The sequence below is a fragment of the Paraburkholderia phenazinium genome, from assembly GCF_900100735.1.
GTDB lineage: Bacteria > Pseudomonadota > Gammaproteobacteria > Burkholderiales > Burkholderiaceae > Paraburkholderia > Paraburkholderia phenazinia.
Genome location: NZ_FNCJ01000020.1, coordinates 141,528 through 156,388 on the forward strand (window position 1 = coordinate 141,528; position 14,861 = coordinate 156,388).

At 65.5% G+C, this 14,861-nt stretch carries 13 protein-coding genes; 10 read left to right on the forward strand and 3 right to left on the reverse strand.

Features of this window, described 5'->3' with window-relative positions; all coding sequences use genetic code 11:
- Positions 1-43: 43 nt before the first annotated feature.
- The 6 genes from BLQ92_RS32185 (at position 44) to BLQ92_RS32210 (ending at position 7,474) form a co-directional block, all read left to right on the forward strand.
- A complete protein-coding gene (locus BLQ92_RS32185; protein WP_090692118.1) occupies positions 44-559 on the forward strand; it encodes a chemotaxis protein CheW in 516 nt (171 codons plus the stop codon).
- An 80-nt stretch (positions 560-639) separates the two neighbouring features.
- On the forward strand, positions 640-2,136 hold the full coding sequence (locus BLQ92_RS32190; RefSeq protein WP_090692191.1) for a CheR family methyltransferase: 1,497 nt from the start codon (positions 640-642) through the stop codon (positions 2,134-2,136).
- On the forward strand, positions 2,117-2,863 hold the full coding sequence (locus BLQ92_RS32195; protein WP_090692122.1) for a chemotaxis protein CheW: 747 nt from the start codon (positions 2,117-2,119) through the stop codon (positions 2,861-2,863). The genes BLQ92_RS32190 and BLQ92_RS32195 overlap by 20 nt, the downstream gene beginning before the upstream one ends.
- Positions 2,860-5,316, forward strand: a complete 2,457-nt coding sequence (locus tag BLQ92_RS32200) for a hybrid sensor histidine kinase/response regulator (RefSeq protein ID WP_090692127.1) — start codon at positions 2,860-2,862, stop codon at positions 5,314-5,316. Before BLQ92_RS32195 ends, BLQ92_RS32200 begins: the two co-directional genes overlap by 4 nt.
- The gene (gene cheB, locus BLQ92_RS32205) at positions 5,313-6,320 is read left to right on the forward strand and encodes a chemotaxis response regulator protein-glutamate methylesterase (RefSeq protein WP_090692130.1); all 1,008 of its coding nucleotides are present in this window, start codon (positions 5,313-5,315) and stop codon (positions 6,318-6,320) included. Before BLQ92_RS32200 ends, cheB begins: the two co-directional genes overlap by 4 nt.
- A gap of 65 nt (positions 6,321-6,385) precedes the next feature.
- Positions 6,386-7,474, forward strand: coding sequence for a GGDEF domain-containing response regulator (locus tag BLQ92_RS32210; RefSeq protein WP_090692134.1), 1,089 nt, complete (start codon positions 6,386-6,388; stop codon positions 7,472-7,474).
- 185 nt (positions 7,475-7,659) lie between these two features.
- On the opposite strand, the gene BLQ92_RS32215 is transcribed toward BLQ92_RS32210, so the two are convergent.
- Positions 7,660-7,938 (reverse strand): HU family DNA-binding protein, encoded by a 279-nt coding sequence (locus BLQ92_RS32215; protein WP_090692138.1) that lies wholly within the window; start codon positions 7,936-7,938, stop codon positions 7,660-7,662.
- 422 nt (positions 7,939-8,360) lie between these two features.
- Between BLQ92_RS32215 and BLQ92_RS32220 the strand changes: the two genes are divergently transcribed.
- Positions 8,361-10,727: a DNA polymerase II gene (locus BLQ92_RS32220; protein WP_090692140.1), complete on the forward strand. Its 2,367-nt coding sequence runs from the start codon at positions 8,361-8,363 to the stop codon at positions 10,725-10,727.
- 35 nt (positions 10,728-10,762) lie between these two features.
- Here BLQ92_RS32220 and BLQ92_RS32225 read toward each other — a convergent pair whose 3' ends face one another.
- Positions 10,763-12,004, reverse strand: coding sequence for an ammonium transporter (locus tag BLQ92_RS32225; RefSeq protein ID WP_208449366.1), 1,242 nt, complete (start codon positions 12,002-12,004; stop codon positions 10,763-10,765).
- 392 nt (positions 12,005-12,396) lie between these two features.
- Between BLQ92_RS32225 and BLQ92_RS32230 the strand changes: the two genes are divergently transcribed.
- On the forward strand, positions 12,397-12,711 hold the full coding sequence (locus tag BLQ92_RS32230; RefSeq protein ID WP_090692196.1) for a DUF4148 domain-containing protein: 315 nt from the start codon (positions 12,397-12,399) through the stop codon (positions 12,709-12,711).
- Between the two features lie 129 nt (positions 12,712-12,840).
- Positions 12,841-13,407 (forward strand): DUF4865 family protein, encoded by a 567-nt coding sequence (locus BLQ92_RS32235; RefSeq protein WP_090692148.1) that lies wholly within the window; start codon positions 12,841-12,843, stop codon positions 13,405-13,407.
- Between the two features lie 84 nt (positions 13,408-13,491).
- Here BLQ92_RS32235 and BLQ92_RS32240 read toward each other — a convergent pair whose 3' ends face one another.
- Positions 13,492-14,097 carry a TetR/AcrR family transcriptional regulator gene (locus BLQ92_RS32240; protein WP_090692152.1) on the reverse strand — a complete coding sequence of 202 codons (606 nt, stop codon included), beginning with the start codon at positions 14,095-14,097 and terminating at the stop codon, positions 13,492-13,494.
- Between the two features lie 115 nt (positions 14,098-14,212).
- Between BLQ92_RS32240 and BLQ92_RS32245 the strand changes: the two genes are divergently transcribed.
- Positions 14,213-14,734 carry a tautomerase family protein gene (locus BLQ92_RS32245; RefSeq protein WP_090692155.1) on the forward strand — a complete coding sequence of 174 codons (522 nt, stop codon included), beginning with the start codon at positions 14,213-14,215 and terminating at the stop codon, positions 14,732-14,734.
- The last annotated feature ends 127 nt before the right edge of the window (positions 14,735-14,861 follow it).

Below are 14,861 nucleotides of genomic sequence, written 5' to 3' on the forward strand. Positions count from 1 at the left end.
CACCTGGTACGTCTCGTACACACGCTAAACACGGGCCATCGCGATGCTCTTCCTCCTGTTCGATCTGGACGGCGACCGCTACGCGCTCGACGCGGCCGGGATTGTCGAGGTGCTGGCGCTCGCGCCCACCAAGTCGGTTCCCGGCGCGCCCGCGTGGGTGGCCGGGATGTTCGAGCGGCACGGCGAGCCCGTGCCGGTGATCGACGTGTCGCAACTCGCGCTCGGACGCCCTGCCCGCCAGCTTCGCTCCACCCGCCTCATACTGGTCCGTTACCGTGCAGACGAGGCCGGACCGTCGGCCATGCATGACGGCGGCGGCGAGCCGGCGGCGCATCTGCTGGGCTTGATCGTCGAGCGCGCCACCCAGACCCGGCGCATCGAACGCGAGCGTTTCGCGGAGAGCGGCCTCGCCACCCCGCATGCGCGCTGGCTCGGTCCGGTCGCCAACGATGGCATGGGCCTCGTGCAATGGGTCGAGGTGCAGCAGATGCTGGGCGACGACGTCAAAGCCCTGCTATTTCCGCCCGCCGCCGCGGCACAACCCTTGGCCTCTTTGTGACGAGCGACCTGACTGTCCCACTGAACTACGATCCAAGCGACTTCCTGAACCACGACCTGCACAACAAGCTGACGCGCCCGATGAATGCCACCGACCCATGCTTCGAAGCCTGGCTCTCGCAGGAGACCGGGATCGACGCGTCCTCGCTGGGCATCAACGCACTGGAGCGCGCCGTGCTGGAGCGCGTGCGGGCAACACAGTCGGCCGCATCCGCCGAGTCCGTTACCGGCCTCGCAGACGGCGCGGTGCACGCTTACTGGCAGTTGCTGAACAGCTCGCCGGACGAGCGGCTCGCGCTCGTCGAAGTGCTGGTGGTGCCCGAGACCTGGTTCTTCCGCGACCGCGAGGCGTTTGTAGCGCTGGCCCGGCTCGCCAACGAAAAGCTGGTGCGCGATCCGTCGCGTGTGGTGCGCGTGCTGAGCGTGCCGTGTTCGAGCGGGGAAGAACCGTATTCGGTGGCGATGGCGCTGCTCGATGCGGGGATCGCGGCGGAGCGTTTTACGATCGACGCGCTGGACATCAGCGCTCGCGCGATCGAACTGGCGCAACAGGGCGTCTATGGACGCAATTCGTTTCGCGGCGGCGAATACGCGTTCCGCGATCGCCATTTCAGCCGAACCGACGCGGGATGGGTACTGAATGAGCGCATCCAGCAGACCGTGCGCTTCGCGCAGGCGAATCTGTTCGAGCCGTCGCCCACCGGCGGCGCACGCTACGACTTTATTTTCTGCCGCAACGTGCTGATCTATTTTCACCGCGACGCTCAGGATCGCGCGATCCATCTGCTCGATGCGCGGCTGGCCGACGATGGCACGATCTTCGTCGGACCGGCCGAAACCGGTTTGATGATGCGCCATACGCTGAGTTCGGCGCGCATTCCGCTGGCGTTCGCGTTTCAGCGCACGCCGCCCGAGGAAGCGGCGCAGTGGCGCTTTACGCTATTCGGTAAGGCCGCGAACGCGGGTGTGGCGGCGGGCTACGCTGCGGTAGCGGCGCCTCACGGCCTGGCCGGCGCACCGGGTACGGATGGCATGAGCAAAACGCCGACGCTGCCGTTCACGCAAGCGGCCAGCGCCTTCGTGCCTGCCAGCGCTCCGGCGTCCGCGCCCGCCTTCAGCCCGCCAGCGCTAAAACCACCCCCTGCCGCGCCGCGCAAGGCAAAACCTGCGTCTGCCCTCGGCCACGCAACGCCAGCCCTCTCGGCCACGCCAGGCGTGTCGCTGGCCGAAGCGCGCCAACTCGCCGACGCCGGCCAGTTCGACAAAGCCGAGCGCGTGGCGCATGAGTTCGTCATTGTGCACGGGCCGCATGCCGATGCGTTTTATCTGCTCGGCCTGATCGCCGACGCCCAGGGCCACGCCGCCGACGCGAGCGACTATTACCGCAAGGCGCTCTATCTCGAGCCCGCGCACTACGAAGCGCTCACGCATCTGGCGGCGCTGCTCGACGTGACCGGCGACAGTGCCGGCGCCCAGCAACTCATGCGGCGTGCGCAACGCGCCGCGGCAAAAGCCGCGCCGCCAGGCGACGCGCCCTTGAACTCACCACGAGGCGCGCATGGCTCACGGCGCCATTGAGACGACGGGCGCGGTTACGTTCGTCGACGATTGCTGGAATCGGATCGGCACCCGCGGCGATGGCTCGTGCCCGAAGCTGGCCGAGCATTTCCGCTGCCTGAACTGTCCGGTGTTCGCACAGGCGGCGGCGCGGCTGCTGGATCGACCGCTTAGCGACGCGGAACTCGCCGAATCGGCCGCTGAATCGGCCACAACAACGCCGCAAACGCTCTCGCGCGAGCAGGTGGCGCCGAAACCGGAGGTGTCCAAAACCCAGCACGACTCGGCGGCAACCCAGTCTGCACTGGTATTTCGGATTGCCGACGAATGGCTCGCGCTGCCGACCGCCGCGCTACGCCATGTGGACGACATTCGCCCGATCCACTCCTTGCCGCACCGGCGCAACCGCGTCGTGCTCGGGCTCGTCAATATTCGCGGCGTCCTCACCGTTGCAGCCTCGCTCGGCGAGCTGCTGCATCTGGATCGTGCGGCCGGCGGCAAGTACGCCGCGCGCAACGGTTACGCACGGATGCTGGTAGCCGCGCATCGCGGCGAGCCGGTCGCCTTCCCCGTGGACGAGGTCGAAGGCGTGGTGCGCTTCGACGCCAATGGGCTGCTGCCGGTGCCGACTACGCTGGCGCACGCCAGCGCCTCGCATGCGCGCGGTGTGCTTGTCTGGCGCGAGCGGAGCGTCGGCCTGCTCGACACCGACCGCGTGTTCGAATCGCTCGCCCGGAGTTTGCGATGAGTCTCGACGACGATCTGAGCCGCCGCTCATTGCTCGACCTGTTCCGCGAAGAGGCGCAAACGCAAACGCGGGTGCTGTCCGGCGGTTTGCTGGCGCTCGAGCACGCGCCGACCGATGCGGCGCAACTCGAGGCGTGCATGCGCGCCGCACACTCGTTGAAGGGGGCGGCGCGCATCATCGGCCTGCAGGATGGCGTCGACATTGCGCATCTGATGGAGGAGTGCTTCGTGGCGGCGCAACGCGGCACGCTACGGCTCTCGGCTGCCCATATCGACGAGTTGTTGCGCGGAGTCGACCTGCTGCTGCGCGCCGGCGACGCGGATGCGGCGGCCGCGCTCACGCGAGCCGAAGTCGACGCGTTCGTAGCGCGCCTGTCGGCCTTCAGTTCTACGCTGGATCAAGCGCCGGGCACCCAGGAAAACGCCGCGCTTCCTTTTGCCTGGGGCGAAAGTTTCGCTGAAGGCGCAGCAGCAGACTCTGACGACGACGCGACGATGCGCGCGGCGCTCGCCATCCTTGGTGCTGATGCGGCCAAACTGTCCGTCAGCCCTCTCGAGACGGCGCCAGCCATAGAGGGCGCGGCCAGCGAAGGCGAACGTGCGACCAGCGAAGCGCCCGCAGCCGAGCCGCTGGCCACGCCGACCCGGCCACCTGCTGCCACACCCGCCGCCAACTTCAGCGCGCCGCAGAACCTCCACGGCGCGCGCGATCCCGAGCGTATGCTGCGCGTACGCGCCGACAACCTGGACCGGCTGCTGAGCCTGTCGGGCGAGTCGCTGGTCGAATCGCGCTGGCTCAAGCCGTTTGCCGAATCGATGCTGCGCGTCAAGCGCACCCAGCGCGACGCGGCACGCGCGCTCGACACCTGTTACGAAACGCTCGCCGAGCGCCTCGAACCGCAGGCGCTAGCGGCGCTCGACGCCGTGCGGCAGACGCTCGGCACCATGCAGCACCTGCTGGCCACGCGCATCGACGAGCTCGACCGCTTCGATCGCCGCAGCAGCCACCTTGCGCAACAGTTATACGACGAAGCGCTGCAATGCCGCATGCGTCCGTTCGGCGACGCGACCCACGCCTATCCGCGCATCGTGCGCGACCTTGCGCGTTCGCTCGGCAAGCGCGTGCGTTTTTCGGTGGTGGGCGAATCGACCCAGATCGATCGCGACATCCTCGACATGCTCGATGCGCCGCTCGGTCATCTGCTGCGCAATGCGCTCGACCACGGCGTCGAAGCACCCGAAGTGCGTCTCGCGCGCGGCAAGCCTGCCGAAGCCACGCTGACGCTCGAAGCCCGGCATAGCGCCGGCAAGCTGCTGATCAGCGTCAGCGACGACGGCGCCGGTGTCGACCTCGACGCCGTGCGCGACGCCATCGTGCGCCGGCAACTGGCCGACTGGGAAACCGCCGCGCGGCTGTCGGATCAGGAACTGCTCGACTTTCTGCTGCTGCCCGGCTTCTCGATGCGCGCCCACGTGACCGACGTTTCGGGGCGCGGCGTCGGACTCGATGCGGTGCACGAAATGGTCAAGGCGGTACGCGGCACCGTGCGCATCGTCACCGAACCCGGACATGGCACGCGCTTCGTGCTGCAGTTGCCGCTCACGCTCTCGGTGATCCGCAGCCTGCTCGTGCAGGTCGGCGGCGAGGCTTACGCATTCCCGCTGGCCCACGTGCGCCGCACGCTGGAACTGGCGCGTGGCGAGATCGACATGCTCGAGGGGCAACAGCACTTCGCCTTCGACGGCCGGCCAGTGGGTCTTGTCACCGCGCACCAGTTGCTCGGCACCGATGTGCCCGCCGAAGCGCGTGCCAATGTAGCGGTGGTCGTGATCGGCGACGAGCGCGGCACCTATGGCATCGCCGTCGACCGCTTTCTCGGCGAGCGCATGCTGGTGGTTCAGCCGCTCGACAGCCGGCTTGGCAAGATCAAGGACATTGCCGCTGGCGCATTGATGGAAAATGGCGAGGCGGTGCTGATCGTCGACGTCGAAGACCTGCTGCGCTCGGTCGACAAGCTCGTGCGCGGCGGCCAGCTCGACAAGGTGCAGCGCGCGCACGGCGTCGCCGCACGCACCCGCAAGCATGTGCTGGTGGTCGAAGATTCGCTGACGGTGCGCGAACTCGAGCGCAAGCTGCTGGAAAAGCGCGGCTATACGGTCACCGTCGCGGTAGATGGCATGGACGGCTGGAACGCCTTGCGCAACACCCACTACGACCTGGTGGTCACCGACATCGACATGCCGCGCATGGACGGCATCGAACTGGTCACGCTGATCAAACGCGACGCGCTTTTGAAAAGCGTGCCGGTGATGATCGTGTCATATAAGGATCGCGACGAAGATCGCCGCCGGGGGCTCGATGCCGGCGCCGATTATTATCTGGCCAAGGGCAGCTTCCACGACGAAGCGCTGCTCGATGCGGTGCACGACCTGATCGGAGAAGCCCAAACATGAACATCGGCATCGTCAACGACTTGCCGCTTGCGGTGGAGGCCATGCGCCGCGCGATCGCCTTGCGGCCGGAGCATCGCGTGCTATGGGTAGCCACCGACGGCGCTCAGGCGGTGGACTTCTGCCTGGCGCAACCGCCCGACGTGGTGCTGATGGACCTGATCATGCCGAAGTTCGACGGCGTCGAGGCGACCCGCCGCATCATGGCGCAGGCACCCTGCGCGATTCTCGTCGTGACGAGCAGCGTCGGCGCGAACGCCTGGCGCGTCTATGAAGCGATGGGCGCCGGCGCGCTCGATGCCGTGGATACCCCGACGCTCGCCGACAACCGCCTGGCCGACGCCTCGCAGCCCTTGCTCGCCAAGATCGACCAGATCGGCCGACTGCTCGACAAGCCGGCGGTCACGCCCACGCCACGCCCCAATGCGATAGTGTCGCGCGGCGCGGCGCCGCTGATTGCGATCGGCGCCTCCGCGGGCGGCCCCAGCGCCCTCGCGGCGGTGCTCGGCAAGCTGCCGGCCGATTTCCCGGGCGCCATTGTGATCGTGCAGCACGTCGACAAGGCGTTTGCCGAGGGCATGGCGCAATGGCTCGACGGCCAGACCGCCCTGAAGGTACGGGTGGCTCTCGACGGCGATCAGCCCACCGCGGGCGAGGCCTTGCTAGCCGCGACCAACGACCATCTGCAGATGAAGCATGGCGGCACGCTCGGTTACACCGGCGAGCCGTCCGCCACACCTTACCGCCCCTCCGTCGACGTGTTTTTTCATAGCGTGGTCGAGCACTGGCGCGCTTCAGCCATCGGCGTGCTGCTCACCGGCATGGGCCGCGACGGCGCCATCGGACTGAAGGCCATGCGCGCGAAAGGCTACCTGACGATCGCCCAGGACCAGGCCAGTTGCGCCGTCTACGGCATGCCCAAGGCTGCGGCCGCGCTCGACGCGGCGCGCCGGATCTTGCCGCTGGGCAGTATTGCGGCGGAACTGACGGCGCACGCCAAACGATGAGCGTGGTATGAATAGAATGAATGGCATGACACGCGCGACGCGCGTTTCCGAAACGGGTAACAAACATGGCAAATGATCAAACCGGCTCGCCTGACCAGCGGGCCACGACGCCAACTGCAAAAGACGGCGCCGACGCGACGCTCGAAGCGGCCCGGGCGGCGCTGCTGACGCCGCCCCCTTCCGAGCAGCCGGTGATGGTGCTGCTGGTCGACGACCAGGCGATTGTCGCGGAGGCGGTGCGCCAGGCGCTCGCCGGCGAGGACGGGATCGATTTCCATTACTGCGCGCGCGCCGACGAGGCGATGAAGGCGGCGGTCCAGACCCGGCCGACCGTAATCCTGCAGGATCTGGTGATGCCCGGCATCGACGGGCTGACGCTCGTCAAGGCCTACCGCGCGACGCCGGCTATCCGCGACGTGCCGATCATCGTCCTGTCCACCAAGGAAGAGCCGGTGATCAAAAGCGCGGCCTTTGCGGCCGGGGCGAACGATTACCTCGTCAAACTGCCGGACCGTATCGAACTGGTGGCGCGCCTGCGCTACCACTCGCGCTCGTACGTCAGCCTGCTGCAGCGCGATGAGGCCTACCGCGCGCTGCGCCAGTCGCAACAGCAACTGATGGAAGCCAATCTGGAACTGCGGCGGCTCACCCATTCGGACGGCCTGACGGGCCTGTCGAACCGGCGCTACCTCGACGAGTATCTGGGCGCCGAATGGCGGCGCGGCACGCGCGATCGGGCGGAAATGTCGCTACTGATGATCGACGTCGACAACTTCAAGCTTTACAACGACACCTACGGCCACGTGGCGGGCGACGAGGTGCTCAAGCAGATTGCCGCGACGGTGGAACGCTGCCTCGGCCGGCCGGGCGACCTTGCTGCTCGCTTTGGCGGAGAGGAATTCGCGGTGGTGTTGCCGGGTACGGAACTGCAGGGCGTGCGCACGCTTGCCGAAAAGATCCGCAGCGAGGTGGAGGCGTTGCAGGTGCCGCACGCCAACTCGTCGACGGGGCAATTCCTGACCATTAGTATCGGCGGGGCGTCGGCGGTTCCGACCATCGAAGCGCCGATGACGTCGCTGATCGAAGCCGCAGACCTCGCGTTGTACAAGGCAAAGCGCGACGGCAAGAATCAGGTGACGCTGACGGGGGATTGAAGCGGGATTGAAGCGGACGGTGGGGTGCAGTGCATGCCGCAGTGTGGCTCGCGCATCAGCACGCACCGTTCAACACCCAGACGGAAACGGGCTCGCCGCGCCAGCGAACTGGCGCGCTACGAGCCCGTAAGCGCCGCGCAGCCCTCCCCGAGGGGGTGCCGGGCCGCGCAGGACCGCCGAGGCGATCAGGAAGCGTTTACCGCGTCCTTGAATGCCTTGCCGGCGGTGAACTTCACCGTCTTGGCCGCAGCGATCTGGATTTCCGCGCCGGTTGACGGGTTACGGCCGACGCGCGCAGCGCGGGCGCCGGTCGAGAACGCTCCGAAGCCGATCAACTGAACGGTTTCTCCTTTCGAGACCGCAGTCGTCACCGCTTCGATGATCGCGTCGATCGACTTGCCGGTGGCCGTCTTGCTTTCGCCCGTCGCTGCCGCAACTGCGTCAATCAGTTCCTGCTTGTTCATTGCACATCCCTTTCTGTATTGATAGAACCGGCGCCTTCAAACAGCGCCAGACCCGCCACCCTACCTCATCCGGGCGCTTCTGCGCAAACCCCCGGCGTCGTAGACGCCAGACGAGACACCCCCGTCGCAGGCTACGACAGGCCCGCGGGCGGCTCAGTTCCCACCCGCCGCACGCCCCATTTTGGGGCATCCAGATACCACCCGGACGAGTGCCGGGAACCGCCATGGTACCGCACCTTCGCCAGCAAAGGCATGCCAGGCATGGGTTTGCGGGAATTCAGGCACTCCATTTCCTGACCCTCGGGGCACCCGGGGCGCGCCGCAACAGGCTCGGCAGCCAAGCCTCCGGGAGCCGGCCGAAAGGCAATTGGCAAGTAAAATAGTCCTCAAATGCTTGGTAACGGGTTTAACAAAGGGTTGCAGTGGTTCAACAACAGCACGGTTTTATTCTGACCCGACATTGGCGTGACACGCCGGCAGGCACGGAAGTCGACTTCTGGCTCGCGACCGACAGCGGCCCGCAACATTTGCGTCTGCCGGCCCAGACCTCGGTCGCGTTCATTCCGGCCGAGCAGCGCCAGCAGGCCGAATGGGTGCTGCGCAACGAACGCCAGGTCGAACTGCGCCCGCTTGCTTTGACCGATTTCCACCAGCGCCCCGTCCTCGGCCTGTATTGCCGCCAGTACCGTCAGTTGCTGAAGCTGGAAAAGCTGCTGAAAGACCACGGCGTCAACGTCTACGAAGCGGATATCCGCCCGCCCGAGCGCTACCTGATGGAGCGCTTCATCACCGCGCCGGTCGTGTTTGGCGGCGAAGCCGCGGGCGCCGGCCGCTGGCTCAATGGCGAGATGAAGCCCGAAACGGCGTATCGCCCCGCTCTGAAGCTCGTCTCGCTCGATATCGAAACCACCGCGCATGGCGAGTTGTACTCGATCGCGCTCGAAGGCTGCGGACAGCGTCAGGTGTATATGCTCGGGCCGCCGAACGGCGACGCCAGCGGTCTCGACTTCGAACTCGAGTATTGCGACACCCGCGCCCTGCTGCTCGAGAGGCTCAACGGCTGGATGGAGCGGCACGATCCCGACGCCATCATCGGCTGGAACCTCGTGCAATTCGATTTGCGCGTGCTGCGGGAGCATGCCGAGCGTTATCAGACGCCGTTGCGCCTTGGCCGGGGCGGCGACGTGATGGAGTGGCGCGAGCACGGCGGCAAGCAGAATCACTTCTTCGCCGCGGCGGCGGGCCGCCTGATCATCGACGGAATCGAGGCCTTGCGCTCCGCCACCTGGAGTTTTCCGAGCTTCAGCCTCGAATACGTCGCGCAAGAGCTGCTCGGCGAAGGCAAGGCGATCGACAATCCCTACCAGCGCATGGCGGAAATCGACCGGCGTTTCGCCGAAGACAAGCCTGCGCTGGCACACTACAACCTCAAGGACTGCGAACTGGTCACGCGGATTTTCGCCAAGACCGAGTTGCTGACCTTCCTGCTGGAACGCGCCACCGTGACCGGGCTGGCCGCGGATCGCAGCGGCGGTTCCGTCGCGGCATTTACGCATCTGTACATGCCGCTGATGCATCGTCAGGGCTATGTCGCGCCGAACCTTGGCGACACGGCGGAAGAAGCGAGCCCCGGCGGTTTCGTGATGGATTCCCAGCCGGGCCTCTACGATTCGGTGCTGGTGCTCGACTATAAAAGCCTCTACCCGTCCATCATCCGCACCTTTCTGATCGATCCGGTGGGGCTCGTCGAGGGGATGCGCAATCCGGAAGACAGCGCCTCGGTCGCGGGGTTTCGCGGCGCCCGTTTCTCTCGCAGCAAGCACAGCCTGCCCGCTATCGTCGGACAGATCTGGCAAGGGCGCGAAGCAGCCAAGCGGCAACAGAACAAACCGCTGTCGCAGGCCTTGAAGATCATCATGAACTCGTTTTACGGCGTGCTCGGCTCGAGCGGCTGCCGCTTTTTCCACCCGCAACTCGCCTCCTCCATCACGATGCGCGGCCACGAGATCATGCACCGCACGCGTGAGTTGATCGAAGCACGCGGCTATCAGGTCATCTATGGCGACACCGACTCCACTTTCGTCTGGCTAAAGCGTGCCCGCACCGAGGAACAGGCCACGCATATCGGCCGCGCGCTGGTTAAATATGTGAACGAATGGTGGACCGAACATCTGCAGCAGACGTTCGGTCTCGCGAGTGCGCTCGAATTGCAGTTCGAGACGCATTACCGGCGCTTTCTGATGCCGACCATTCGCGGCGCCGAGCAAGGCAGCAAAAAACGCTACGCCGGGCTGGTGGTCAAGCCCGACGGTAGCGAGGAGATGGTCTACAAAGGTCTGGAGACGGTGCGCACCGACTGGACCCCGCTTGCGCAACAGTTCCAGCGGCAGCTTTATCTGCGTGTGTTCAAGCAGCAGCCGTATCAGGACTATGTGCGCGATTACGTGGAGCGCACCTTGAGGGGCGAGTTCGACGACCTGCTGATGTACCGGCGGCGCTTGCGCCGCAATCTGGAAGACTATCGGCGCAACGTGCCGCCGCATGCGCGGGCGGCCCGCATGGCCGACGAGTTCAACCTCCAGCAGGGCCGCCCCTTGCAGTATCAGAACGGCGGCTGGATTACCTATGTGATGACCGTGGCCGGCCCGGAACCGCTGGAGACGCAGCGCTCGGCAATCGACTACGACCACTATCTGACGCGCCAGCTACAGCCGGTAGCCGACGCGATCTTGCCGTTCCTAGGCGACGACTTTGCCGCGTTGATGACGGGGCAAAAAGAGCTGTTCTAGGCAAGGCGGGCGAAGCCCGCCGCCGCCCCAAGCGCTCACGCGTCCAGGTACGCGACCTCGCCATGCAGTTCGGTATCGAGCCCGCGCTGCTCGGCGGCTGCATCGAGCTTCACTGCCGTTACGCGGTCGATCAGCCACAGCATCGCCCAGGTGAAGACGAAGGCCCACACGCCGGAGACGACCACCGCCACGCACTGCTTGACGAAGAACGCGCCGCCGCCCAGCAAGAGGCCGTCCGCGCCATTGGGATTCCATGCTTTCGAAGCAAACACACCGAGCAGCACCGTGCCGGTCAGTCCGCCCACGCCATGCACGCCCCACACGTCGAGCGCATCGTCGAGACCGAGGCGGTTTTTCAGTGCGACTGCGTAGTAGCAGATCAGGCCGGCGGCAATGCCGATCACCGCAGCCGTGCTCAGCGACACATAGCCCGCGGCGGGGGTAATCGTCGCGAGACCCGCAACTGAGCCGGTCAACAGGCCTATGAACTTGGGCTGCCGGGCATTGAGCCATTCGATCAGCAACCACGTGACGGCGGCGAACGACGCGGCGATGTCGGTGTTGAGGAACGACGAAGCGGTTATCGCATCGACGCGCAGCTCCGAGCCCGCGTTAAAGCCATACCAGCCGAACCACAGCAGGCCCGTGCCCAACGCGATCAGCGGCACATTGTGCGGCTTGTGCGACATCACGCGGCGGCGGCCCACATACAGCACCGAGGCGAGCGCCGCGAAGCCGGCGGTGTTGTGCACCACGATCCCGCCCGCATAGTCGAGCACGCCCCACTTCGCGAACAGTCCATCCGGACTCCATACCATGTGCACGAACGGGAAGTACACCAGCACGAGCCAGCCGGTCAAAAACAGGAAGTACGCCTTGAAGGTCACGCGGTTGGTAAACGCACCGGTGATCAGTGCGGGCGTGATGATGGCGAACATCATCTGATACGCAACATGGACCACCAGCGGGATGCCAGCGTCGTTGCCCGTGTACATGGTCTGCAAGGTCACGCCATGCAGGAACGCATAGTAAGTCGGGTCGCCGATGATGCCGTGCCACGTCGGGCCGAAGCACATCGAATAGCCGAAGGCGAACCAGAGCACCGTGGTCCATGCCAGAGAAATGAAACTCTGCATCATGATCGACAGCACGTTCTTGCGTTCTACCAGACCGCCGTAGAAGAACGCGAGTCCCGGCGTCATCAGCATGACGAGGCTCGCACACAGCAGCATGAAAGCGGTATTGCCGACGTTGATCGGCATGGTTGCGGAAAGCACAGCTTGTCTCCTTGATTGTCTTCGTGCACGGTGAGCAGGCAAAGCCTTCTATTTGCTTACGCCACAGATCTCATAAGGAGGACGGAGCATCTGGCCAGCTCACGTTTTTGTGGCTGTCGAAAAGTAGTCTGCCCCCTGCGGCGATGCAATACGCGCGAGCGCTATTGCCGGATTCAGGTAGACGATATGAGCAAGGCGGGACGCGGTTGTGTCGCGATGGACAGGGGGTTAACCACGGCGCCGGAATCACGGGACGCGCAATACTGAGTTGCGGAAACGAAGGGGAAAAGGAAGCGCAGCGTTACTAGACTGTAATGATGGCGAGCGCTTTTGAGCGGGTCTCGCCGCGGCCGCAGTACGACACCTCATGCAATCTCTGGAGGGAGTGCATCATGAAAACGCTAGCGTATGCTATCGCCGCAGTCTCGCTTCTAGCCGTGCCGGTTGCCTCCTTCGCGCAATCGACGAACGAACCCGTGACACGCGCGCAGGTCCGCGAACAACTGATCGAAATCGAACAGGCCGGCTACAACCCAGGCGCCACGAGCGACTACAACTATCCCGCGGCGATCCAGGCAGCCGAAGCGCGCGTGGCAGCGCGCAAGCAGGCGGAAGGCAGCGGCTATGGTCCGGCGATGAACGGATCGGAGCAGTCGGGTCAGCAAGGCATGCAGCCGGGCATGATTCCGGAGAATGCGGCGCACTGAGTGCCGCCCGGCAGATCGCCCAAACACGGTGATTTGCTTTCCTCATAACAGCTATCGCAGCGCGGGTCTTCACTGAAAACCCGCGCTGGCGCACACTGCGAACCGTTCCTTCAAGCTACGGAGAACGATATGTTCGCAATGCAGTATTCACACCGGCTACCCGCCGACTACGATTTGCACATCATCCGTCAACGCGTAGCCGAGCGCGGACCGCTGTGGGATGACACGCAAGGCCTCGTCTGCAAGGTGTTCGCCTTGCAGCAGCGCAACCGGCATGGCGCAGCAGGCAATCTCTATGCATCGGTGTATCTGTGGTCCGACTCGGAGGCGGCGGTTCGCTTCTTGATGGGTGAGCGCTTCCAGGCGGTGGTCGATGCGTTTGGCCGGCCGCAGATCGAGACCTGGTTGCCGCTCGATGCACGGCGCGGGCACGCGACCCAGGCGGTCTCGCTCTACCGGGACGAGCGTGTGCTGACGGCCGCTGAGGATCGTGCGGCGTTGCAGGTAGAGGAAAGCGAAGTCAATCGCGAGATCGCCGCGCGGCCCGATACCGTCGCGGTATGGGCGGCGCTCGATCTGTCGGCATGGCGACTGGTCCGGTTTACGGTTTCGTCAGCACCGGCCGATCCGGGGCGCGGCGGCGAAGTCTATGAGGTAATGCATCTCGCACGTCCGGAGCTTGATGGGCTGAAGTGAGTGGCGGGCCGAAGTGACAGGCAGGCGAAGCGGTTTCCTGCCGGCCGCTCCTGCTTGCCGGTTGAGCTACGCTCGCAAACCCGCTCACTCGCCCTCGCCCTCGCCCTCGCCCTCGCCCCCCAACATTTTCACCGCCTGCTGAACCGCTGCCGCGATCTGCTCCCCGGTCGCCTGATCCGGCACGGCACGCGCGAGCGTCACCCCGCCGGCCAGCAGCGACAGCAACACCCAGGCCCGTGCCTCGCGCTCAGCCTGGGTGCCCTCCGGCAAGCCCGCCGCGACCGCTGCCATGACGCGCTGCAACTCGCCCTCATAGGCCGTACGCGCCGCCAGATCCGCCCGCTCGATTTCTGCCGACAGGCTCGGCAACGTGCAGGCGTCACCCAGTTCGCAGGTCCGCTTGTAGCCCATATAGAACGCAGCGAACACCCCCAGCCAGTTCTTGCCGTGCTCGGCGCGCAAGCTTTCCACGCCCTGCCGCAGATCCTGCAGGCCCGCTACCACAGCGGCGGCGAACGCCTCCGCCTTGGAGCGGAAATGGCCGTAAAACGCTCCGTGCGTGACGCCCGCCTCGCGCGCCAGACCGTCCACGCCGCTGCCGCCGTAGCCCTGCTTGCGAAAGCCGCGTCCAAGCGCATCCACCAGCCGGGCGCGACTCTCTTCCTTATGCCCCTGCGCGTAGCGCGCCATGCCTCTCCTCCTTTTACATGACGATCGTCACATAATTCTTGATTAAATTACGATCCCAATATAATTTACCGGGGAGGCGCTGGCAATCGCCGGCGCGTACCCTGAGGAGACTCGTATGCCTTTGCTACGTATCACCCACCAGCGTGGCGCCTTTACGTCCGCTCAGAAAGCCCAGCTTGCGGAGCAGCTCACCGCGGCGATCCTGATTGCCGAAGTCGGTGCCGACACCCCGGCCGGCCGTGCAGTCGCCTATGTTCTATTCGACGAAGTGGACCCGAAAACCGCGTGGTTCGTCGGCGGCAAGCCGGATCTCGATCCACCGAGAGGCGGCCGCTTCCTCTTCGACGTGGTGTATCCGTATGGCGCCGCGTCGCAGGTGGACAAGACCGCATTGCACGCGCGAATCAACGCGATCGTGGCCGAGACGCTCGACGTCGATGGCACCTTCCCGCGGCGCGGCGGCGACTGGGTGCTGATCCACGAAGTGCCGGACGGCAACTGGGGCGCGAGCGGCCAGACCATCGGCATTCGCGAGATCAATCAGGTCGCGGGCGGCACGCCGCAGCGCGCGGATTACTTCGAGCCGCTGCTGGCCGCGCAGCAGCGCATGCACGCAGCTCATGGCTATCCCGAATGAGCGGCTGAGAGCCGGCTTATGACCGACGCATAGGCACCACATGATCCACACGGCCTGAGTCTCGTCGCCGGCTCGCTCGAGCCAAGCCAAGCCAAGCCAAGCCAAGCCAAGTCGGGTCGGGTCGGGT